General features: G+C 37.0%; 21 protein-coding genes and 1 other RNA gene. 13 read left to right on the top strand and 9 right to left on the bottom strand.

Going from position 1 to position 21,913, the window contains the following annotated elements; genetic code table 11:
* The first annotated feature begins 353 nt into the window (after window positions 1-353).
* Window positions 354-2,903, top strand: a complete 2,550-nt coding sequence (locus Q0X89_RS11330; RefSeq protein WP_297694198.1) for an ATP-dependent Clp protease ATP-binding subunit — start codon at window positions 354-356, stop codon at window positions 2,901-2,903.
* A gap of 201 nt (window positions 2,904-3,104) precedes the next feature.
* Window positions 3,105-3,506: an STAS/SEC14 domain-containing protein gene (locus Q0X89_RS11325; RefSeq protein WP_297694196.1), complete on the top strand. Its 402-nt coding sequence runs from the start codon at window positions 3,105-3,107 to the stop codon at window positions 3,504-3,506.
* A gap of 4 nt (window positions 3,507-3,510) precedes the next feature.
* Here the strand turns inward: Q0X89_RS11325 and Q0X89_RS11320 are convergent, their stop codons facing one another.
* A complete protein-coding gene (locus Q0X89_RS11320; RefSeq protein ID WP_297694194.1) occupies window positions 3,511-4,992 on the bottom strand; it encodes an NAD(P)H-hydrate dehydratase in 1,482 nt (493 codons plus the stop codon).
* 195 nt (window positions 4,993-5,187) lie between these two features.
* Window positions 5,188-5,346 carry a hypothetical protein gene (locus Q0X89_RS11315; RefSeq protein ID WP_297694192.1) on the bottom strand — a complete coding sequence of 53 codons (159 nt, stop codon included), beginning with the start codon at window positions 5,344-5,346 and terminating at the stop codon, window positions 5,188-5,190.
* 52 nt (window positions 5,347-5,398) lie between these two features.
* Here Q0X89_RS11315 and thrA point away from each other — a divergent pair, with 52 nt between their 5' ends.
* The 8 genes from thrA to Q0X89_RS11275 all read left to right on the top strand — a co-directional run bounded on the left by thrA (window position 5,399) and on the right by Q0X89_RS11275 (window position 14,010).
* Entirely contained in the window at window positions 5,399-7,843 is a 2,445-nt protein-coding gene (thrA, locus tag Q0X89_RS11310; RefSeq protein WP_297694190.1) for a bifunctional aspartate kinase/homoserine dehydrogenase I, read from the top strand.
* 4 nt (window positions 7,844-7,847) lie between these two features.
* Window positions 7,848-8,768, top strand: coding sequence for a homoserine kinase (locus tag Q0X89_RS11305; RefSeq protein ID WP_297694188.1), 921 nt, complete (start codon window positions 7,848-7,850; stop codon window positions 8,766-8,768).
* 30 nt (window positions 8,769-8,798) lie between these two features.
* A complete protein-coding gene (gene thrC, locus Q0X89_RS11300; protein ID WP_297694185.1) occupies window positions 8,799-10,094 on the top strand; it encodes a threonine synthase in 1,296 nt (431 codons plus the stop codon).
* A gap of 94 nt (window positions 10,095-10,188) precedes the next feature.
* Entirely contained in the window at window positions 10,189-11,274 is a 1,086-nt protein-coding gene (gcvT, locus tag Q0X89_RS11295; RefSeq protein ID WP_297694182.1) for a glycine cleavage system aminomethyltransferase GcvT, read from the top strand.
* A 30-nt stretch (window positions 11,275-11,304) separates the two neighbouring features.
* A complete protein-coding gene (locus Q0X89_RS11290) occupies window positions 11,305-12,132 on the top strand; it encodes a sugar nucleotide-binding protein (protein ID WP_297694180.1) in 828 nt (275 codons plus the stop codon).
* 67 nt (window positions 12,133-12,199) lie between these two features.
* Entirely contained in the window at window positions 12,200-12,484 is a 285-nt protein-coding gene (locus tag Q0X89_RS11285) for a 4a-hydroxytetrahydrobiopterin dehydratase (RefSeq protein ID WP_297694178.1), read from the top strand.
* A gap of 82 nt (window positions 12,485-12,566) precedes the next feature.
* Window positions 12,567-13,277 (top strand): YebC/PmpR family DNA-binding transcriptional regulator, encoded by a 711-nt coding sequence (locus Q0X89_RS11280; RefSeq protein WP_297694176.1) that lies wholly within the window; start codon window positions 12,567-12,569, stop codon window positions 13,275-13,277.
* Window positions 13,278-13,521: 244 nt separating this feature from the next.
* Complete coding sequence (locus tag Q0X89_RS11275) at window positions 13,522-14,010, top strand: hypothetical protein (protein ID WP_297694174.1); 489 nt, start codon at window positions 13,522-13,524, stop codon at window positions 14,008-14,010.
* Here the strand turns inward: Q0X89_RS11275 and Q0X89_RS11270 are convergent.
* From Q0X89_RS11270 to Q0X89_RS11245, 6 genes are all read right to left on the bottom strand, one after another.
* The gene (locus tag Q0X89_RS11270; protein ID WP_297694172.1) at window positions 14,007-14,543 is read right to left on the bottom strand and encodes a 1-acyl-sn-glycerol-3-phosphate acyltransferase; all 537 of its coding nucleotides are present in this window, start codon (window positions 14,541-14,543) and stop codon (window positions 14,007-14,009) included. The two genes, Q0X89_RS11275 and Q0X89_RS11270, sit on opposite strands and share 4 nt — an antisense overlap.
* A 108-nt stretch (window positions 14,544-14,651) precedes the next feature.
* A complete protein-coding gene (locus Q0X89_RS11265) occupies window positions 14,652-15,779 on the bottom strand; it encodes an iron-containing alcohol dehydrogenase family protein (protein ID WP_297694204.1) in 1,128 nt (375 codons plus the stop codon).
* A gap of 4 nt (window positions 15,780-15,783) precedes the next feature.
* Complete coding sequence (locus Q0X89_RS11260) at window positions 15,784-16,485, bottom strand: HAD family hydrolase (protein WP_297694170.1); 702 nt, start codon at window positions 16,483-16,485, stop codon at window positions 15,784-15,786.
* Window positions 16,476-17,189 (bottom strand): 3-deoxy-manno-octulosonate cytidylyltransferase, encoded by a 714-nt coding sequence (gene kdsB, locus Q0X89_RS11255; protein WP_297694202.1) that lies wholly within the window; start codon window positions 17,187-17,189, stop codon window positions 16,476-16,478. Before kdsB ends, Q0X89_RS11260 begins: the two co-directional genes overlap by 10 nt.
* A gap of 29 nt (window positions 17,190-17,218) precedes the next feature.
* The gene (locus Q0X89_RS11250) at window positions 17,219-17,791 is read right to left on the bottom strand and encodes a DUF4126 domain-containing protein (protein WP_297694168.1); all 573 of its coding nucleotides are present in this window, start codon (window positions 17,789-17,791) and stop codon (window positions 17,219-17,221) included.
* A 33-nt stretch (window positions 17,792-17,824) separates the two neighbouring features.
* Window positions 17,825-19,258, bottom strand: coding sequence for an ATP-binding domain-containing protein (locus tag Q0X89_RS11245; protein ID WP_297694166.1), 1,434 nt, complete (start codon window positions 19,256-19,258; stop codon window positions 17,825-17,827).
* Between the two features lie 103 nt (window positions 19,259-19,361).
* Between Q0X89_RS11245 and Q0X89_RS11240 the strand changes: the two genes are divergently transcribed.
* From Q0X89_RS11240 to rsmD, 3 genes are read left to right on the top strand one after another with little or no spacing between them, the layout of a single operon-like run.
* Window positions 19,362-20,012, top strand: a complete 651-nt coding sequence (locus tag Q0X89_RS11240) for a hypothetical protein (RefSeq protein ID WP_297694164.1) — start codon at window positions 19,362-19,364, stop codon at window positions 20,010-20,012.
* On the top strand, window positions 19,990-20,811 hold the full coding sequence (locus Q0X89_RS11235; RefSeq protein ID WP_297694163.1) for a DUF3822 family protein: 822 nt from the start codon (window positions 19,990-19,992) through the stop codon (window positions 20,809-20,811). Before Q0X89_RS11240 ends, Q0X89_RS11235 begins: the two co-directional genes overlap by 23 nt.
* On the top strand, window positions 20,811-21,350 hold the full coding sequence (gene rsmD, locus Q0X89_RS11230) for a 16S rRNA (guanine(966)-N(2))-methyltransferase RsmD (RefSeq protein ID WP_297694160.1): 540 nt from the start codon (window positions 20,811-20,813) through the stop codon (window positions 21,348-21,350). Before Q0X89_RS11235 ends, rsmD begins: the two co-directional genes overlap by 1 nt.
* Window positions 21,351-21,416: 66 nt before the next feature.
* Here rsmD and rnpB read toward each other — a convergent pair.
* An RNA gene (rnpB, locus tag Q0X89_RS11225) (RNase P RNA component class A) lies at window positions 21,417-21,737 on the bottom strand.
* Window positions 21,738-21,913: the final 176 nt, after the last annotated feature.

The following is a 21,913-nucleotide window of genomic DNA, read 5'->3' as shown; positions in this document are numbered from 1 at the left end:
CGTGACACAATGACCGACATTGAGTAGTCAATGTAGGCTGATTTCATTTCATCTTCAATGTTGATAGGGATCAATTTTTCTCCTTCAGCCATATAAAAAACGTATTGCTTTTGATGTGATTAAAATATCAGGCCAATATACGTAAAATCATAGCAGGTGAAGCTCTTTCAAAGCAGTTTATTAAAGAATTTATTAACACATCCGGATAGTGATTTCGTTAATAATTAGGATGTTAATTATTTTGTAAATCGGTGTTTTTTTCGTCATTTAGTCCAAGTTTGTCGAATATAGGTACGGTATTTGACGTTCTTAAGATTAGATTTACTAATTTTATTACCGAATAAGAAAATTTTATGGATGATAATTTTTCACCTAGAGTAAAGGATGTAATTGCTTACAGCAAGGAAGAGGCATTGAGGCTGGGACATGATTTTATTGGTACCGAGCATTTAATGCTGGGCTTACTGCGTGATGGAAATGGCAAAGCAATCAGCATTTTGGATGCCCTGGATGTAGACCTGGATCACTTAAGACGAAAAGTCGAAATTTTGAGTCCGGCGAATCCAAATTCAGGAGGGATTCAAAAAGATAAAAAAAATCTTCATCTTACCAGACAGGCAGAACGTGCATTAAAAACAACCTTTCTTGAAGCTAAATTGTTTCAAAGCTCTTCAATAAATACAGCACATTTACTTTTATGCATCTTAAGAAACGAAAACGATCCTACGACGAAATTACTTCATAAGCTTAAAGTGGATTATGACGGCGTGAAAGATCAGTTTAAATCTATGATCACAAGCGAGGATGACTATATTGACTCGCCTACCTCTGAGTCGTTTCCCAGTGATTCTGATGAGCCTGTAGAAGGTAAAGAAGGATCTTTCGGGTCGGCTTCGGGTCAAAAAGGAAGCAAAAAATCCAAAACACCTGTTTTGGATAATTTTGGAAGAGATTTAACGCAACTTGCTGAAGAAAACAAATTGGACCCTGTTGTTGGCAGGGAGAAAGAAATTGAACGTGTATCTCAGATATTAAGCAGAAGAAAGAAAAATAACCCCCTGTTAATTGGAGAACCCGGTGTTGGTAAAAGTGCAATTGCAGAAGGTTTGGCACTGCGAATTATTAACAAGAAGGTATCTCGCATCCTTTATAACAAAAGGGTAGTGACTTTAGATCTGGCTTCACTGGTTGCCGGCACCAAATATCGGGGACAGTTTGAAGAGCGGATGAAAGCCGTAATGAACGAATTGGAAAAGAATGATGACGTTATTCTGTTTATAGATGAGATCCATACCATTGTTGGTGCCGGTGGTGCCACAGGCAGTCTGGATGCTTCAAATATGTTTAAACCGGCTTTGGCACGCGGAGAAATTCAATGTATAGGAGCAACTACGCTGGATGAATACAGGCAGTATATTGAAAAAGACGGGGCCCTGGAGAGACGCTTTCAAAAAGTAATGGTAGAGCCCACAACAGTGGAGGAAACCATTGAAATTTTAATGAATATTAAAGGGAAATACGAAGATCACCACAATGTAAATTATACTGATGAAGCTATCGTAGCCTGTGTTAAGCTTACAAACCGATATATGACCGACAGATTTTTACCGGATAAAGCAATAGATGCTATGGATGAATCTGGTTCACGGGTGCATATAATAAACATGGATGTTCCAAAACAAATTCTTGAATTGGAAAATCAGTTAGAAGATGTGCGTGAATTGAAGAATAGCGTAGTTAAGAAACAGCGTTATGAGGAAGCTGCCAAGCTTAGGGATGATGAAAAAAGATTAGAAAAGGAACTTGCTGTTGCCCAGGAAAAATGGGAAGAAGACAGTAAACTCCACAGAGAAACGGTAAGTGAAGATAATGTTGCCGATGTGGTATCTATGATGAGTGGAATTCCGGTAAATAAAATAGCACAGACTGAAAGCAACAAACTCGCTGAGTTACCAGCTCTTATTAAAGGGAATGTAATTGGACAAGATGAAGCCGTTGCTAAAGTAGCAAAAGCAATACAACGTAACAGAGCAGGTCTGAAAGATCCGAATAAACCTATTGGTTCTTTCATTTTCCTGGGACAAACTGGTGTAGGAAAAACCCAGCTGGCCAAGGTATTGGCACAAGAACTTTTTGATTCTGAAGATGCCCTGATCAGGATTGATATGAGTGAGTATATGGAAAAATTTGCCATATCCAGACTAGTAGGAGCTCCTCCCGGTTATGTGGGTTACGAGGAAGGGGGACAACTGACTGAAAAAGTTAGACGCAAACCTTATTCTGTAATTCTTTTGGATGAAGTTGAAAAAGCGCATCCTGATGTTTTTAACATGTTACTTCAGGTATTGGATGATGGATTTTTAACAGACAGCTTAGGTCGTAAAATAGATTTCAGAAATACGATCATTATAATGACATCGAATATTGGTGCCCGCCAGCTCAAGGATTTTGGACAAGGCGTAGGTTTCGGTACTGCTGCAAAAAAATCTCAGGAACATGATCACCATAAGAGTGTGATTGAAAATGCCCTTAAAAAGGCTTTTGCACCGGAGTTCCTTAACAGAATAGATGATGTGGTTGTATTTAATCCGTTGGAGCGCAAACATATTCATAAGATAATCGACATTGAATTAAATAAACTTTACGAAAGAATAAATGATATTGGATACGATCTGAATTTAACAGACAAAGCCAAAGATTACATTGCCGATAAAGGTTTTGATAAACAATACGGTGCACGACCCCTGAAAAGAGCAATTCAAAAATATATTGAAGATGCCCTCGCAGAAGAAATAGTGAATTCCAAACTCGAAGAAGGGGATAGTATCTATATGGACTTAGATGAAAAGAAAGAAGAATTGTCTATTCAGATAAAAAAGTCTAAGAAAGGCTCTAAAGCATAGCAGATTGTAAGAATTTAGTTATAAAGGAACCAAGTTAATTGGTTCCTTTTTTTATTTCCATAGATTACAGCAAGTAAGAATAAGAATACAGTTTAAACTTACCGGAAACCGTATAAACGATATATACGCCATTGGTCTAATATTTTTCGCAAAACTTGAACAAGCCTATACTTTCGTTTTAGACACACTAAACTATATGAAATGAAAGTCGGACCGGCTAAGAAAAAAATTATAGTCAAAGAATACAACTTAGATATTGGTACTGTTCAGGTATTTAAAAATCATATGGTTGTAACGTTTGACGAAGGGGCAACGCTTACCCTGGAAAGGGCCTATCAAATTATTGGAATTTCAGAGATCCATTTTAGAGATACCAACTTTGGCATTATCAGTCTCAGAAAAAATTCCTATGCTATAGATCCCACTATTTACGGCTATTTAAGGGAGTTAAATAATCTTAAAGCATTTGCTATTGTTTCCGTCAAGGAAGTAGATATGCATAATTTTAAAATTGAAAAACTTTTCTACAAAAAACCAATGAAATTTTACATTGATTATAATAATGCACTTGCCTGGGTGCAAAGAAGGGTCAGAAAGAAGTAAGGATTTAGTCTTCTTTAGTTTGATTTTCCGTGTCCACAGGAGGAACATTAAACAAATCAATGTAAGCCGGGCCAATTCCATTAATTATAGCGGTAGCTGTAAGCGCTTGGTATCCCAGGTTTTCAATTGCTAAATCTGCAGCCCTGCCATGAAGGTATACTCCAAAAATAGCCGCTTTTAAAGGTTCATATTTCTGCGCAATTAATGAAGTTATCATACCGGTCAGCACATCCCCGCTTCCAGCAGTAGCCATACCGGGGTTTCCCGTTGTATTAACATATCCCTGTTCATCATAGACCACAATTGTGTGGGCTTCTTTAAGTACAAGGATGCAATCATATTTCTTAGAAAATTCCTTTGCTTTTTTTAGCTTGTCAAAATCATTCTCCCAGGCACCCAACAAACGCTTCAATTCCCCCGGATGTGGTGTAAGTACCGTTTTTGGCTGAAGTCTTTTTAAAAGGGATTTTTTTTGGGCAAGAATATTAATTCCGTTTTTACCGGTTCCCATTCCAATTCCCAACCCTATTACATTGGGCTCCATGTTCAAAGAAATATTCATAATTTCTTTTTCGCCCTTATCCGTAATAACCATAATTTCAGGCAATGAACTCTGCAATGGTATATACCCACATTGAGGCACATAAGCCGAAACCAATCCACTACCGGTGGTAATACAGGCCCGTGAAGCAAGAGAAACAGCTCCAATTTTTCCATAGCTGCCACCAAGAATCAACGCATGGCCGTAAGTGCCTTTGTGCGAAAATTTTTCTCTCGGAATGTAATATTTCAAAACTTCATTTTTGCCAATAAGTTCGAAGCTGGCATGAGTTTGTTCAGTATATTTTTGGGACAAACCAATATTCAAAATTTGCCATTGATTAGAGAATACCCCTGTTTCCGGCAAGAAAAAAATAAGTTTTGGAAACTGGAAACTAAGAACATAATTAGCTTTTACGACCGATTCTAAATTATTAACAGCCTGATCTAAAAACAAACCCGATGGCACATCAACCGAAACTACAAAAGCACCAGATTTATTGAGATGATGTATAATCTGTGCAACCCATTGGTCTGGCGATCTGTTTAAACCAATCCCAAAAAGGGCATCAATAATTATATCTTCTGAACTTAACGAAGGAAGTTCAGTATCCGGGTTCATAAAATATGGCCAAATCTTACGATCTTTTAATCGTTTCAAATTAACCAGGAAATCAGCAGACCTCTTTTCGCTATAGTTTACAACAATTACTTCTATATTATAGCCATGCTCCATTAAGTGTCTGGCCAGAGCCAATCCATCCCCACCATTATTTCCAATCCCACAAAACAACTTAATTTTTACCTGTGCCCCTTGCAGCCTGTGATGAAGCCAGTTGAAAAGTTGAACAGACGCCCTCTCCATAAGTTCATCACTAGTAATTTTCTGCTCTGCCAATGTAAATTGGTCAGCTGCGTAAATCTGTTTGGCTGTGAATATCTTCATTTCCCCATTTAAGCTTAGAGTTTTGATTATCCCTATTTAGTCATAACCCTATTTATAATAGCCATTTTAATTATGTTGGTAATTATGAATTCTACGGTATACTAATCAATCTACCTAAAAGAACTATTTTTTGTAAAAATATTTGAAAAAGTTTGATGACTTCGTAAAAATAGCATGAATTATTTGATAAGGGGTTCAAAAGTCATACTTTTGAATTGTTATCATAGGCATTATGAAAAGCATATCGGACATAAACAAATGGGCTCCTTCCCAACCTAACCAGCGCCATTTTGCTGTTACATCTACCACTACTACCCCTAAGGGGTAAGATTCTACATATACGTCCGTATTCATATATATTCAGTAACAACACCTGTATCAATTACATAATTAACAAGATAGAATAATGAAGATTTTAAAGTTTGGAGGTACTTCAGTAGCCAATGCAGCACACATTAAGCAGGTTCAGAATATCGTCAAAAATTTAGATGGAAATAAGATGGTTGTTGTCGTATCAGCTCTTGGGGGAATTACTGATTTACTCTTAAAAACGGTTGATTTGGCATCGAAGCAGGATGAGAGCTATAAAGATTGTCTCCGCGAAATAGAGGCCCGGCATATTAAGACCATTAAAGAACTTATTCCAATTCAATTACAAAGTGCCATTTTAAGTAAAGTAAAAAGTGAATTAAACACTTTGGATACCCTTGCCGAGGGTGCATTTCTAATTGCTGAAAAGACCCCGCAGTTAACAGATAAGATAGTAAGTTTTGGTGAACTTTTGTCGTCTTTTATTATTAGTGAATTCTTCATATCAGAAGGTATGAACTCTGCGTTTAAAGATAGTCGAGAGTTAATTAAAACTGATGATGCGTATGGCATGGCCGGAGTAGATTTTGATAGCACAAATGGTTTATGTAAAACTTACTTTTCAAATTCTAAAAGCAACATAACTGTCATTCCAGGATTTATATCTTCATCAGCTAAAGGTAATTCCACAACCTTAGGAAGAGGTGGTTCTGATTATACAGCGGCAATAGTAGCTGGTGCATTAGAGGCGGAGGAACTACAAATATGGACAGATGTTAGTGGAATGTATACTGCTAATCCCAGAATAGTTAAACAGGCTAAAGCAATTCCGCAGATCTCTTATGAAGAGGCAATGGAATTATCTCATTTTGGAGCCAAAGTTTTGTATCCCCCCACCATTCAACCTGTGCTGTCAAAAAATATACCTATCCTCATTAAAAATACTTTTGCACCGGACGAGCAGGGTACTTTAATAGCCAAAAACCAAAATGCCCTGGGTAAGTCTGTTCGGGGTATCAGTAATGTAGAGAATATTACCCTCCTTTCGCTGGAAGGCCCGGGTATGATTGGAATACCGGGTATCTCAAAACGATTTTTTGAGGTGCTTTCTCAGGCCGGTATTAGTGTTGTACTTATAACACAGGCATCCTCAGAACATTCAATTTGCGTTGGAATTTCTGATAATGATGCAGTAATTGCAGAATCATTGGTGAATACAGCTTTTGAATATGAAATAGCTACACAAAAAATTAAGCCGGTAATAGTAGAAACTGAACTCGCCATTATTGCTCTGGTGGGAGACAATATGAAAAGTCACCAAGGCCTAAGCGGAAAGATGTTCAGTGGATTAGGCAAGAATAACGTAAATATCAGAGCCATTGCCCAAGGGGCTTCTGAAAGGAATATTTCGGCCGTTATTAGAAAAGATGATATAAAAAAAGCCCTTAATACCTTACATGAAGAGTTCTTTGAGGAAAACATTAAGCAATTAAACCTCTACGTAATGGGCGTGGGTAATGTGGGTTCCAGGTTTATTAAGCAAATCCAAAATCAGAAAAAATATCTTAAAAAGAACCTTAAACTAAATCCGCGGGTCATTGGATTATCTAATTCGAGAACAATGGTTTTTGATGAGGATGGGATACCATTGGAACGTTGGGAAGAGTTGTTGGAAAAAGGAGAAAAAGCGGATAAGACCAGGTTTTATGAAAACGTCTTAAAATACAACTATCGCAATAGCATTTTTGTAGATAATACCGCCAGCGAAATTGTAGCCGATACTTATTCTGATTATTTAAAACGAAGTATTTCAGTAGTTACCTGCAATAAAATTGCCTGTTCTTCGGACTATGAAAAATACAGGGATCTTAAAGAGCTTTCAAGAGAATACAATTCACCATTCCTATTTGAGACAAATGTGGGTGCGGGATTGCCCATAATAGACACTCTAAAGCATTTGATAGCCTCCGGAGATAAAATCAACAAAATACAAGCTGTACTATCGGGAAGTCTGAATTTTGTTTTTAATAATTTTGACGATACCACCACTTTTCATGATGTTGTTAAAAGGGCGCAGGAAGAGGGATATACCGAACCGGATCCAAAAATAGATCTCAGTGGGGTTGATGTAATGAGAAAGATTTTAATTTTGGCAAGAGAAAGTGGCTATAAACTGGATATAAAGGAAATAGAGAACAAATCATTTTTGCCGGAAGAAAGTTTGGCGACCAACAATAATGAAGACTTTTATGCTTCTCTTATCACCCATGAAAAATCCTTTCAGGAACTTTATGCAAAGGCGGCGGCGGTTGAAAGCAAGCTAAAATATGTTGCAGAATATGCAAATGGAAAAGCGAGTGTTGGACTAGAGCACATCCCTAAGGGTCATGATTTTTATAATTTAGAAGGAAGTGATAATATTGTACTTTTCTTTACTGAAAGATATCCTAGCCAACCATTGATTATCAAGGGCGCCGGGGCCGGGGCAGATGTTACAGCATCCGGAATTTTTGCAGATATAATCAGAATAGGAAATTTTTAATTAAATGAATAGAATTAAGGTCTTTTGCCCGGCTACAATAGCAAATATCTCCTGTGGATTTGATGTCCTTGGTTTAGCCCTGGAGGCAATAGGCGATGAAATGATCGTGCAAAAGGCAAAAGAACCTGGTATCAGGATCTCTAAAATAACAGGACAATCACTACCCCTGGCAACATTAGATAATGTAGCTGGCGTAGCAGGATTGGCCTTTTTAAAAGAAAGCAATTATACCGGTGGCTTTGAGATTGAAATTCATAAAAAGATAAAAGCCGGAAGTGGAATTGGCAGCAGCGCTGCAAGTGCTGCCGGTGCTGTATGGGCTATGAATGAACTTCTGGATAGGCCATTTACACCAATTGAACTGGTAAAGTTTGCCATGCTCGGAGAGGCATTAGCCAGCGGCGTAGCCCACGCAGATAATGTAGCACCCGCTCTATACGGTGGATTTACGCTGGTGCGTAGTTATGAACCCTTAGATATTATCAAAATAAATACACCCCCTGAATTGTTTGCTACGGTGATCCACCCTCAGATTGAAGTAAAGACATCAGATTCGAGAAAAATTCTTAAAACATCAATTTCCTTAAAAGATGGAATAAAACAATGGGGAAATGTTGGAGGACTTATATCAGGGCTTTTCCTCGAAGACTACGACCTGATTGGCAGGTCTTTAGTAGACCATATCATAGAACCTATCCGATCCATGCTTATACCCGGATTTAGTGATGTAAAATCAGAAACCATGAAAGCAGGGGCTTTGGGAACCGGAATTTCCGGATCGGGGCCTTCTATTTTTGCCTTGAGTAAAGGAAAGGCAACTGCCGAAAAAGTAGCAGAAGCTATGAGCAGTGTATACGTCAATATTGGTGTGGATTATGATGTATATGTTTCAAAAATAAATACGAAAGGAATGCATAAAATATGATTTGGACCTTTTCTTCCTTAATACCTGCAAATGAAATTTTATAGTCTAAATAAAAAAGCTGCGGAAGTATCGTTTAAAGATGCTGTGATTAACGGCATAGCCCCCGACAGAGGTTTATACTTTCCACGGGAAATAAACCCGCTGCCTGCATCTTTTTTTGAAAATATTGAAGATCTTACGGATCATGAAATTGCCTTTGAGGCAATAAAACAATTTGTAAGTGATAGCATTCCGGAAAATATATTAAAAGAGATTATACATAGTGTGTTAGATTTTCCCTTTCCCGTTGTAGAATTGGAAAAAAACGTAGCAACTTTAGAACTTTTTCATGGACCTACCCTTGCATTTAAAGATGTAGGAGCCAGATTTATGGCGCATTGCCTTGGTTATTTCTCAGAAGGTCAAAATAGTGAGGTGACAGTGCTGGTAGCTACTTCTGGAGACACCGGTGGTGCAGTGGCTAATGGTTTTCTAGGGGTAAAGGGTGTTAATGTGGTTATATTATATCCAAGCGGAAAAGTCAGTGATATACAGGAACGTCAGTTAACAACATTAGGACAAAACATAACGGCCCTTGAGGTTAACGGGAATTTTGACGATTGCCAGAATATGGTTAAAACTGCATTTTTGGATTCGGACCTGAAATCAGAAATAAAATTAACATCCGCAAATTCAATAAACGTGGCCAGGTGGTTGCCACAAATGTTTTATTTTCTATTTACTTATAAAAAACTTAAAAGCAGGAAACAGCCTATTGTGTTCTCTGTTCCTAGCGGTAATTTTGGAAATATCTGCGCAGGGATGGTTGCACAAAAACTAGGCATGCCGGTTGCACATTTTATTGCAGCAACAAATGTAAATGATACTGTACCTCGTTTTATGCATACACAAGAATATACTCCCAAAACTTCAAAATCTACTATTTCTAATGCTATGGATGTAGGAGACCCCAGTAATTTTATTAGAATAAGGAATCTTTATAAAAATAATTTCGAAGAATTAAAGAATAACTTGTCCTCCTATTCCTTTACAGATAAGGAAACAAAACGCGCAATCCTTAAAATTTATAATTCATCTAACTACATAGCTGATCCTCATGGAGCGGTTGGATATTTAGGTCTGAAAGAATACCAAAAAGATAAATCTAATACCTTAGGCGTGTTTTTAGAAACTGCGCACCCTGTTAAATTTTTAGACGTTGTTGAAGAAACTCTAAAATTGAAATTGCCTATTCCTTCCCAGATTCAAAGTGTATTGGAAAAAGATAAAGTTTCTTTCAAGATTGACACGTACGATGAACTTAAAAGTTATTTGCTAAAAAAATAGGCCATTTCAATATTTTAAGTCATAAAACATTGTGAAGTCTGATTTAGCTATCTATTAATTTTCTATAAATTTGCCCAGCTCAAAAGCATGAAATATGAAGAATACGGCCTTAACTAAAACTCACGAAGCTCTTGGAGCAAAAATGGTTCCTTTTGCAGGATATTTAATGCCAGTATCTTATGAAGGTGTTAATGTTGAACATGAAACTGTAAGAAAAGGGGTGGGCGTCTTTGATGTTTCTCATATGGGAGAATTCTTAGTGGAAGGACCCAACGCTTTAGCGCTTATCCAAAAAGTCACATCAAATGATGCTTCAAAACTAGCGGTTGGAAAGGCGCAATACAGCTACTTTCCAAATGAATCTGGTGGTATTGTGGATGATCTTATTGTTTACAGGGTAAAAGAAGAAGTTTACCTCCTTGTGGTGAACGCCTCAAATATTCAAAAAGATTGGGATCATATTTCCAGGTATAATGAGTCTATAGGTGCTCAACTCAGGAATATATCAGAAAACTACTCTTTATTGGCTATTCAGGGTCCTAAGGCGGTAAAGTCCATGCAGTCTTTAACCTCCGTAGATCTTTCCGCTATTAAGTTCTATAATTTTGTAGTTGGCGATTTCGCCGGGATAGAACATGTTATCATTTCGGCGACAGGCTATACAGGTTCAGGAGGTTTTGAAATTTACTGTAAAAATGAAGAAGCAAAACAAATTTGGGATAGTGTTCTGGAAGCAGGCGCGGCTTATGGAATTAAGCCAATTGGTTTGGCTGCTAGGGATACGCTAAGACTAGAGATGGGCTATTGCCTTTATGGTAATGATATTAATGATGAAACTTCTCCTTTAGAAGCAGGGCTGGGTTGGATTACAAAGTTTAGCAAAGACTTTGTGAACAGTGATGCTCTGGCAAAAGAAAAGGAGCAACCATTAAAGAAAAAATTAATTGCCTTTGAATTGCAGGAACGTGGTATTCCCAGACAGGATTATGAAATAGTAGATGGAACAGGAAATAAAATTGGCTATGTCACCTCCGGAACAATGTCACCTTCTTTGAACAAAGGTATTGGCTTGGGATATGTAGAATCTACATTCTCCGATCCGGGCAGTGAGATTCTTATTCAAATACGTAAAAATACAGTAAAGGCAAAAGTTGTAAAACTACCATTTTATAAATCTTAAATATCTTTTGGAAACGAGGAGGGCAATAGGGTGAAAGACGGAGGAAAGAAAATACTGATATTAGGTGGTAGCGGTTTTATTGGGAATGCTATTTACAAGGAACTCTGCAATTATTTTGATACCTATGCTACGTATTGTTCCTCTGGCAGGGCCTTTGAAGACAATAAACAATTTATAAGATATGACATGCTGGAAGATGATATCTATCAACTTCTGGAGCAAATACGTCCACAAGTAATTATTTCTGCTTTAAGAGGCAATTTCGGAGCTCAAATTCAGGCTCATCAGCATATAGCGGAATATCTAGTTAAAAACGATTGCAAACTATATTTCTTGTCTTCTGCTAACGTCTTTGATGCATATAGTAAATATCCATCATACGAATATGATAAAACCTTATCTGAGAGTGTCTACGGTAGACTAAAAATAAGAATAGAGAATATGCTTTTGCGGTTGCCCAGGTCCAAAATGGCCATTTTAAGAGTACCTATGGTATTTGGGAATTCCTCCCCCCGGGTAAAGGAAATGAAGAAATTTATTTGGAATAATGAGCCTATCGAAGTTTTCCCAAACCTTATAATTAACGTAATAAGCATCAATAAACTTACCCAGCAAATCCATTATCTCATTAATCGCAATAAAATTGGAATTTATCATTTGGGTAGTTATGATTTGGTACATCATGAAGACTTTGTAAAAGATATTCTTGAAAGGATTGGGAGTTTTAATCCAATTTTTAAGCGGGTGTTCACCACAAATGAGGAGCGCTATCTGGCCGTTTTACCTAAAGACAATAAACTTCCCAAAAACCTTCGAATTAGTTGCCAGGAAATTATTGATCATCATGTTATTGGATGATTTATAAGAAATCTGCCTATTTTTAATTTCAATTCGATTTTTTCTAACTTTAAGAAAAATAAAACTTATGGAAAAACTAAGCGAAGATGAAGTAACTAACAGGTTAAAAAATCTGAAAGGTTGGGAATATAAAGACGGCTCCATTGAACGTAGCTATAAGTTTAAAAACTTCAAAGATGCTTTTTCTATTATGACACGAATAGCGTTTGAATGCGAGCAACAAAATCACCATCCGGATTGGTCGAATGTATATAGCTCTCTAAACATTCGATTAAATACGCACGACGTTGGTGGTATAACCGAAAACGATTTTAAACTTGCTGAAAGCATTGAAAAAATAGTCAATAGTTAATTGCTTTGTCTTGTTGTAACCTCTCTTGTCCCACCATTTAAAATTGTTAAATTTGCTTCCAGGAAATAGCATGCATTAATTTATGGGAAGAGCATTTGAATTTAGGAAAGCGCGTAAAATGAAGCGATGGTCAGCCATGTCCAAAGCTTTTACGCGAATTGGCAAAGACATTGTTATGGCTGTTAAGGAAGGTGGACCCGATCCCGATTCCAATTCACGTCTGCGTGCCGTTATTCAGAATGCCAAATCTGTGAATATGCCCAAGGACAATATTGAAAGAGCAATTAAAAGGGCCTCCGATAAGTCTCAGGGCGATTTTAAAGAGGTATTATTTGAAGGTTACGCCCCCCATGGAATAGCTATTTTAATAGAAACAGCAACAGATAATAATACGAGGACAGTAGCCAACATTCGCAGTTATTTTAATAAATGCGACGGTAACCTGGGCACCTCCGGGTCTGTTGAGTTTATGTTTGATCATACCTGCAATTTTCGTATCAATGCAGAAGGAATAGATCCTGAAGAAATTGAGCTGGACATGATTGACTTTGGTGCGGAAGAGGTCTTTGTTGATGACGATGGCATATTAATCTATGCCCCTTTTGAGAGCTTTGGAGCCATACAGAAGGAATTGGAATCTCGAAATATTGAAATTCTCTCTTCAGGATTTGAAAGAATTCCGCAAATCACCAAAGAACTTTCCCCTGAGCAAGCGGAAGATGTTGAAAAGCTCCTGGAGAAAATTGAACAAGACGATGATGTACAAAATGTATATCATACTATGCAGGAATAACTACAACTTAGCACAGTCATTTATACCTTAAATTATTAATGATGCACGATCATTAATTGGGATCTGACTTGCCTGATTAAGAATATCAGGCTTAAGGATTCAATGGTAACCTTAATTATTCCAGTGACTGACCAAGGTCATTGTACATTGGTAGTGATCACTCTAATTTTAACTATAATACTAGCCTGTATAAAGCATTCTAAAGATGAATTAAATCTATTATTTAACCTTAAAACCTTGGATTATGAAAACACTAAGCAATATATTTTTATTCGTACCCCTATTCGCATTTTTATTACTTTCCTGTTCAGAAGATGACCCTGTAGAATTGGTTAAAGTAGGAGGACCATTTGAAATTAGTGAATTGGCAGGTAGTTGGGAGGCCACCTCAGCCGGTTTTAGCGACGGAAATGTGAATTTTCTTGATCTAATTGACGAAGGAGGAACCGTAACCTTAACCGTTCAAAGTAGTGGCAGATTTACCTTAACCATTGATCCTTCAGACAGGCCATCATATACAACGAGCGGTGAGATGTTCTGGGAAGAATTCGAAGGAGATTATTTTTTCGCTATTGAATGGGCCAATTACCCCGGAGACTGGGACACTTATGGTGCAACGCTTAATGCCACTACATTCACCCTAAATGGAGGTTTTGGATCAGGAGAATATGATTTTGACAATGATGGTAATTTTGAATCGGCAAGCATTAGCTTTACGTTTGTAAGGGTTTAAGTAAATTCCGGGATTTTCCCTACCACGCCCTTGTAAAATTCCCTGTATGATTGAAGATCAGCTTCCATATCATTTGTAGGGTATTTAGGTTCTGAAATCTTAACTTCCTTTTTACCAAAATCGAAGGCTACCATTACTATGGGAACTTTCGCCATTTTAGCTATATAATAAAATCCTGTTTTCCATTTTGTTACTTTTTTGCGCGTTCCCTCCGGAGCCAATGCCAACCGAAATCGCTTGCGCTCATCAAAAAGTTTTACGATTGCAGCGACCTTGTTTTGGCTTTTACTTCGATCTATTGGAGCACCCCCCATCCACCTAAAATACCATCCAAATGGAGGACTGAAGAGACTATGCTTTCCGATAAAATTAACTTCCTCATTAAATACCCTCCTAACCAACAGACCCAGAATAAAGTCTACCCAACTGGTATGAGGGGCTACAATTACAACACATTTATCAACATCCGGAAATTTGCCTATTAGTTTCCACTTTAGTATTTTAAAGAATATAAATTTAGAAAGTTGGTGCATAAAAACAGTGTGGGAATTCTATCAATGTAAAGGCTTAAATGCAATTACATCTATTAATCCCGAAAAGAATGAAATAGCAAATAATTACAAAGTTAATCTCCCTGAAGGTTAAATTTTCTCGTATATAGATCTTAATTTCTCAGGAGTGATATATTTTGCCCAGTTTTTGCCCAGAGCATTTTCCCAAAGCGGAACCATACCCAATGATACCTTTATCATAGTATTGAATTGCTCATCAGTTAAATTTGCACATATTCCCTTAGGAAGCTGAATATCATGCTTTTCCATCATTTCATTAAATTTAGCCACTCCTTCAGGATAAAACTCTTCCAAATGTTGAAAAACAAGACAATTTCCAATCCCATGTCTTGTCCCCAGAAGATAAGAAAGACCATAACTCATTGCATGGGCAACACCTACCTGAGAATAGGCAATACTCATGCCTCCATGCCACGAAGCCATCATTAACTTATCTCTGGAGTCTGAATCTGAAATATCACCTAAAAAAACTTCTTCACATAATTCCAAAGCTTTTTCACCATAACTCTGACTAAACGCATTCAGGTAAGTCCCGTTAAGGGATTCTACACAATGAATAAAACAATCCATACCGGTATAAAACCATTGATCTTTAGGCACACCGTGGAGAAGATCGGGATCCAGAATAACCTGATCAAATGGAGTAAAATCTGAATTAATACCAAGTTTCTTTTCAGGACCAAGTAAAACCGTTGTTCTGGACACCTCGGCTCCCGTACCACTTATAGTGGGTATCCCAACATGATAAACTGCCTGATTATGTACTAAATCCCAGCCCTGATAATTGGCCGAAGAGCCCTCATTATTTAACATTATTGCAACGGCTTTTGCAAGATCCAACAAAGTACCTCCACCAATGCCTACAATAGCCGATGGTAATTCTGTAAAATCCTCTTTTATCGTACTTACCAAATCATCTACTTGCCCTGTTTTTGGCTCTTTATCCGCAGAAATCAGAACAATCCTATCTTGAAATAAAACGGGAATTCTATCGATTAAGTCAGAGTTTTTAAAAACATCATCTACAAGATAAATTACTGGAGCGTCATTACTGTTTCTATGAGGTAGTAGTATTTCTCCTAACTGGTCAAAGCTACCCTGTCCGAATACCACACGGGGCACCATTGGAAAATTTCGGTAAGGACCTTTGGTCTTCTTGGCACTTTTTTCTAGTTCTAAGTCTTTCATTTCTTCCATGTGTTTATTCAAGGTATTTTAAAATTTCTGATAGTGTGTTTAAAGTGAGGTGATCATTGTTATGCTCTTCGGGAGCTATATGCTCATGTGCCCATGTCGTATGAAAAGGTACATGTACCGCCTTGGCACCAATATTCATAATAGGTAATACATCTGATTTGAGTGAATTTCCAATCATTAAAAATTCGTTAGTCTTAATCTCCAGATGATCCAGTAAATTTTTATAATTCTCTTCTTTTTTGTCACTTAACACTTCAACATGATGGAAATATTTGGTTAGTCCGGATCTTTCCAATTTTCTCTCCTGATCTAAGAGATCTCCTTTTGTAAGGACTATTAACCTGTATTTCCTGGCGAGTTTTTGCAATACTTCCTCAACACCCTCTAAAAGTTCTACAGGCCTGGCAATCATTTCCTTTCCAAGATTTAATATTTCAGTAATTGTCTGGGGAGGAACATTATTGTTGGACAATTCCATAGCAGATTCAATCATGGAAAGCATAAAACCTTTTATCCCGTAGCCATAGAGCTCGAGGTTATTCATTTCCATTTTAAAAAGTTCCTGATCTACCTTATTTTTGGTTTCATAATTTTCAAGAAGATCGGCAAACTTTTCTTCCGCTTCCCTAAAGTAGGTTTCATTTACCCAGAGCGTATCATCGGCATCGAAACCAACAACTTTGATATTCTTAAAATCTAGTTCCATAGCGCCTTAGCCTTCTCAAGATCTTCAGGAGTGTCAATTTCAATTCCAATTACCTCTGTTTCCACCATTTTAATTTTCTTACCATATTCCAAATATCGTATGGCCTCAATTTTCTCTGCAGCTTCAAGGGTTAACATAGGTAAACTTCTAAAATCCATAAGTGCTCTTTTCCTAAAAGCATAAACACCTTTATGTTTAAAATAGTCAATTTCCATATCTGTAGCCCTTAGATAAGGAATAGTAGACCTCGAAAAATACAGTGCAAAATTTCTGTTATCGACAATTACTTTTACAATATTTGGGTTATTAATCTCGTCAGAATCGGTAATTTTTGTCATTAATGACGCCAAATCAATTTCTTCGTTCAAATCATTTTCAAAAACATTCAACATACTGACTAAACTCTCCTTATCTGTAAAAGGTTCATCTCCTTGTATATTTACTATAATATCTACTTCCATGTCGCTTACAGCTTCCGCTATTCTATCACTCCCGCATTCGTGTTCTTCTATACTCATTATAGCTTTGCCACCTTCTTTGGTGATAGCATCAAAAATAATAGGACTATCTGTAACGACGTAAACCTGATCAAACAAATTAGTCTGCAGAGCGGCCTCATTCGTTCGTACAATGACCGGTTTACCTGCCAAATCTTGCATCAATTTTCCTGGAAATCTGGTTGCCGCGTAGCGGGCAGGTATCATAGCAATTATTTTAGTCATTGATTTCTTATTTATTTATGTTTAATTCTTGGTCTTAATTTACGATAAATCGAAAAAATAAAAACCAGGATTATTATAACCAGCACCATAGCAAGTATTGGAGCAAATATCGATGCAGTTGTAACTACTATAGCGGTTCCGGATTCTAAAGTCGATACCATAGGATTTGCGAGTCCTCCTGTGGTTGTGGTAGATACTACTCTTCCTGCAGCCGACGCACCTTTTATGGCGGTTGCAGTTCCTCCTCCGGCTATAATAGCTAGAGACCAGGTTACCACAGGATCTAAATTTGCCACAGTAGAAACCATTACGGCAGTGCCTGCAATTGCTGCAAGGGGTATAGCCATACTATCTAGTAAATTATCTACCCATGGAATAAAATAGGCCATTAATTCTACTAATGTAGCAACTCCAAGTACAATTAATGCCGCAAGACTGCCAATCCATACCCAGTTTTGATTCAATTCCCAGACACCGAAATAGGCCGCAAGGCTTAATGCAAACAAAGGCAAGAAAACCCTGAATCCGACCGAGGCAGCAAGTCCAACTCCAAGAAATATGCTAATTATTGTTTCAGATGTCATTACAAAAATCTGTTGTACTAAATTAAGTTATTCCTAATCAACAAAAAAATCACTCTTAAACCCTATCAGGTATAATTTTTCCTTTGCCCTGGTTACCGCTGTATAAAGCCATCGCAAATAGTCGCGATCTATTCCATTTGGAAGATAAGGTTGCTCTACAAATACAGTATTCCATTGTCCTCCTTGCGATTTGTGACAAGTTATGGCATAAGAAAACTTTACCTGTAAGGCATTAAAGTATTTATTATTCTTTACTCCCAGAAAACGCTTATATTTTGATTTTTCATGAGCATAATCGTTTTGCACTTCCTGATATAGCCGATTGCCTTCTTCATAGGACAATGATGGGGTATCTGCTCTTATAGTGTCTAATAATAATACAGGCTCCAATGGTCGTTGGTTTGGATAATCTACCATTTTCACCTTTACCTCGGCAAATTTGAATCCATAAAGCTCCTTAATAGAAAAAATCTCCAGTATTTCAATAATATCACCATTTGCTATAAAACCGGCTTCAGAATTGGGTTTTAACCAAAAGTAATTGTTCTTTACAACCATCATATAATCACCAGGGGCCAATTCATTTTCCAGGTATAAAATTCTATTCCTAATGTTTTCATTGTACAAATTTGCTCTTTTGTTTGAGCGCACAATCAGTACGGTCTCCTCCTTACCATTTTCCCTGTAAGAATTGTCAATTGCCTCCTGAATATCATGGCCATCAATAAGTCTTATTATGTCTTTAAATGGTTCAACATCAAATTTAAACTCATCCAGGTAGTCGGATTGCAACTGCTCCCTCAAATTGGTCGCATTCAACAATATTCCCGAGTTCTCTGCCTGTCTGACTACTTCGTCTAATTCGAGGGTTATTACTTCTTTATTATAATTATATATTAGTTTTTCGCTGTCTAGAGCAGGACTGATTTGTAAGTGAACCGGAGGCAATTGCGCAGTATCGCCAATTAAAATTAGTTTACAATTATGTCCGGAATAAACATACATTAACAAATCGTCTAGTAATGAGCCATTTCCAAATAACTTGGAATCTGAGGGTGCATCGGGGATCATAGAAGCTTCATCTACAATGAAAATTGTATCCCTGTGTTTATTAGGTGCGAGCACAAATTTTATACCTCCCCCTCTTTCCTTTTTTGGGAAGTAGATTTTCCTGTGAATTGTAAAGGCCTGACTTTTTGAATAATTACTCATTACTTTAGCCGCCCTTCCGGTAGGTGCCAGCAGCACTGCCTTCATAGTTGTTTTCCATAGGTTCGAAACAATATCACCTACTATCGTAGTTTTACCGGTTCCCGCAAAGCCTTTCAACAAATAAATTTCATCTTTCTTGTCTGATAATACAAAATGGGCCAGTTGTTGTAATGCCAGTTCTTGTTTTGGTGTAGGCAAATGAGGAAAGTTATCCTTAAGAAGTTTATAAAAAGAAGGCGCGGTAAGCAATTTCATCAGCCTTCAAATATAACGAGGATTTTTGCTACAAAACCTTTTACGATTAAAAAAAAATTGTAGATTTGTGAAGACCACTAAAGTTAATTAATACCAGTTAAAAATGAAAACCATACTTCAGATAGTACTTTGGATAATTTGCGTAGGACTTGGATACATGATATATAGATCTGTAACCGGGCCAATTGAGTTTCAAAAGGTAAAAGAAGATCGCTTTTCGAAAGTTATTTCTACTTTAAAAGATATTAGAAATTCACAGGAAGCTTACAGGACTGTGAATGGAAAATTTGCCAATGACTTCAAAAGCCTTATTTCGTTTGTAGACTCAGGAAAATATACCATTACCCAACAAAGAGATTCTTCATACATGGAATTTGACAAGGTTTATGGAATTGATTTATTAAGGGAAATAACGATTATAGACACACTTGGATTTGTTTCCGTAAAGGATTCTTTGTTTAAAGGTGATGATCGCTATAAAAGCATGATGAATGTTCCTTATGCCCAAGGTGGAGAAACATTTACCATGAAAGCAGATATTATTGATAAGGGAGGTTACAAAGCACCGGTTTTTGAAGCCAAAGTTAAAAAGGATGTAATTTTATACGACCAGCCAAAGGATCTTTTGACGAAAGAAAATGCTCAAATAAGTGTTGAAGAAGTAAACGGATCAGAAATTAAAGTAGGTTCGCTTACAGATGTGAGTACTAATGGGAACTGGCCACCTATTTATGACAAAAAAGGAGACCTATAACAATATTGAAGATTATCATAAATTGTCCATTCAGGTTAGCTTGAATGGACTTTCTTTTTGTATCGTGGATACTATAGCTAACACGATAAAAGATTTCAAGCGGCTTAGCTTCGGAAAAGAGCTAAGTCCTTATGAGATGCTAAATGAATTAAAGCAGCTTTTCCGGGATTCAGAGGTTGAAGATTATTCGTTTTCTGAAGTTGTGGTCATCCACAGGAATAATTTATTTAGTCTTGTTCCTAAAGCATTATTTGATACCGCAGAACTTGCCAATTATCTAAAGTTTAATGTCAAAATACTCGCCAATGACCTTATTGAATATGATGAGATAGCCAGTTATGATATGGTAAATGTTTATGTGCCTTTTGTAAATATCAACAATTATATTTATGACCTTTTTGGGGAATTTGAATTCATGCACCATGGGACAGTCATGGTCCAATCGTTGTTAAATTCACACAGTAACGGAAATGAGACCATTTGTTATGTGCACGTGGCAGATAATCAAATGGATATTACTGTACTTAATCAAAAACAATTATTGTTCTTCAATAGTTTTCCATTTAAAACCAAGGAAGATTTTATTTATTACCTGCTTTTTACTTTGGAACAACTGAAACTGGATACAGAAACTATCAAATTAAGACTTTTCGGAGAAGTAGATATGAGAGATGAGCTCTACAATATTGCTTATGAATATATACATCATATTTCATTGTTTATTCCACCAAGTGATATTTATTCTACAGAAGAACTTGAGAAAGATGTAGTAGATTTCACTGTTCTAAATGCACTTTAATGCGAATTATATCCGGTTCACATAAGGGTCGCCGCATTAATGCGCCTAGAGGACTACCGGTACGTCCTACTACGGACATGGCTAAAGAAGCTTTATTCAACATCTTAAATAACAACTACTACTTTGAGGATTTAAAGGTACTTGACTTATTTTCCGGAACAGGAAATATAAGTTTTGAGTTTGCCTCCAGGGGCAGCAAAGAAATTGTAGCAGTTGATAAAGATTACAGATGTATAAAGTTTATAGCTAAAACGGCTAATGAACTTGACTTCAACATTTCTGCTATAAAAAATGACGTTTTTAAATTTATTGAAAAAGTAACCCTGAATTTTGATATAATATTTGTTGACCCTCCGTATAGCTTTACTGTTGACGATTGTTCAAGGATTGCTTCAATTATTTTTGAAAGGCAATTATTGAATGATAATGGTATTTTGATAATAGAGCATTCCAAGCACACAGATTTATCTGCTCTTGAACATTTTAAATACATGAAGAAATACGGAGGAAGTATTTTTAGTTTTTTTGAATTAGATTAAAGCTCAGAATAAAAAAATCCCTTACTCCTAAGATTTAAAATAAATCGTAAAAAATAAAGGATTTTTTCTAAAAGCAGGTCGTAAGCCGGATTCTGTAAAGCCTCAAAGAGACCCCCCTTATCATTTATCTGGACCTGTGGTTACCCAAAAGTTCTAACCGCCTACCCTTCAGCTTGAACGTGCCGCTCTCAGACGCTGATATACATGGCGTTTCACCGCATAGAGTTTACCTGATTTCACTACAGCATTACCTGTACTTCCTTTCTGTTGCACTTGTCCTTCTTCCCCACATGGGGGAATAGACGGGGGTTACCCGCTATGCTGCACTATGGTGTCCGGACTTTCCTCACCCACATAAAATGCGAGCGCGATAAGGTGACCTGTTTAATGCAAAGGTACAACATCCCTTTTAAGCCAAAAAGATTTAAACAATTATTAAGGTTTATAGCATAATTCTTGTATTGTTTCAAAAATACCCACAACAAAATAAAAGCATTTTGGAATCTTGCCCCTGGCCAATAGTACCTCAACCAATTAATTGTTGATAAAAATTGGGCATCTAT

Source organism: uncultured Eudoraea sp. (assembly GCF_947258525.1).
Lineage (GTDB): Bacteria > Bacteroidota > Bacteroidia > Flavobacteriales > Flavobacteriaceae > Eudoraea.
The sequence above is the reverse complement of the archived record's forward strand: the minus strand, read 5'-3'. Positions and strand labels throughout refer to the sequence as shown.

What these genes read in the sequence shown, in the direction of transcription:
- Q0X89_RS11330 (WP_297694198.1), top strand. Translation starts at nt 354, where the DNA reads ATGGATGATAATTTTTCACCTAGAGTAAAGGATGTAATTGCTTACAGC.
- Q0X89_RS11325 (WP_297694196.1), top strand. Translation starts at nt 3,105, where the DNA reads ATGAAAGTCGGACCGGCTAAGAAAAAAATTATAGTCAAAGAATACAAC.
- Q0X89_RS11320 (WP_297694194.1), bottom strand. Translation starts at nt 4,992, where the DNA reads ATGAAGATATTCACAGCCAAACAGATTTACGCAGCTGACCAATTTACA.
- Q0X89_RS11315 (WP_297694192.1), bottom strand. Translation starts at nt 5,346, where the DNA reads ATGAATACGGACGTATATGTAGAATCTTACCCCTTAGGGGTAGTAGTG.
- thrA (WP_297694190.1), top strand. Translation starts at nt 5,399, where the DNA reads ATGAAGATTTTAAAGTTTGGAGGTACTTCAGTAGCCAATGCAGCACAC.
- Q0X89_RS11305 (WP_297694188.1), top strand. Translation starts at nt 7,848, where the DNA reads ATGAATAGAATTAAGGTCTTTTGCCCGGCTACAATAGCAAATATCTCC.
- thrC (WP_297694185.1), top strand. Translation starts at nt 8,799, where the DNA reads ATGAAATTTTATAGTCTAAATAAAAAAGCTGCGGAAGTATCGTTTAAA.
- gcvT (WP_297694182.1), top strand. Translation starts at nt 10,189, where the DNA reads ATGAAGAATACGGCCTTAACTAAAACTCACGAAGCTCTTGGAGCAAAA.
- Q0X89_RS11285 (WP_297694178.1), top strand. Translation starts at nt 12,200, where the DNA reads ATGGAAAAACTAAGCGAAGATGAAGTAACTAACAGGTTAAAAAATCTG.
- Q0X89_RS11280 (WP_297694176.1), top strand. Translation starts at nt 12,567, where the DNA reads ATGGGAAGAGCATTTGAATTTAGGAAAGCGCGTAAAATGAAGCGATGG.
- Q0X89_RS11275 (WP_297694174.1), top strand. Translation starts at nt 13,522, where the DNA reads ATGAAAACACTAAGCAATATATTTTTATTCGTACCCCTATTCGCATTT.
- Q0X89_RS11270 (WP_297694172.1), bottom strand. Translation starts at nt 14,543, where the DNA reads ATGCACCAACTTTCTAAATTTATATTCTTTAAAATACTAAAGTGGAAA.
- Q0X89_RS11265 (WP_297694204.1), bottom strand. Translation starts at nt 15,779, where the DNA reads ATGGAAGAAATGAAAGACTTAGAACTAGAAAAAAGTGCCAAGAAGACC.
- Q0X89_RS11260 (WP_297694170.1), bottom strand. Translation starts at nt 16,485, where the DNA reads ATGGAACTAGATTTTAAGAATATCAAAGTTGTTGGTTTCGATGCCGAT.
- kdsB (WP_297694202.1), bottom strand. Translation starts at nt 17,189, where the DNA reads ATGATACCTGCCCGCTACGCGGCAACCAGATTTCCAGGAAAATTGATG.
- Q0X89_RS11250 (WP_297694168.1), bottom strand. Translation starts at nt 17,791, where the DNA reads ATGACATCTGAAACAATAATTAGCATATTTCTTGGAGTTGGACTTGCT.
- Q0X89_RS11245 (WP_297694166.1), bottom strand. Translation starts at nt 19,258, where the DNA reads ATGAAATTGCTTACCGCGCCTTCTTTTTATAAACTTCTTAAGGATAAC.
- Q0X89_RS11240 (WP_297694164.1), top strand. Translation starts at nt 19,362, where the DNA reads ATGAAAACCATACTTCAGATAGTACTTTGGATAATTTGCGTAGGACTT.
- Q0X89_RS11235 (WP_297694163.1), top strand. Translation starts at nt 19,990, where the DNA reads ATGACAAAAAAGGAGACCTATAACAATATTGAAGATTATCATAAATTG.
- rsmD (WP_297694160.1), top strand. Translation starts at nt 20,811, where the DNA reads ATGCGAATTATATCCGGTTCACATAAGGGTCGCCGCATTAATGCGCCT.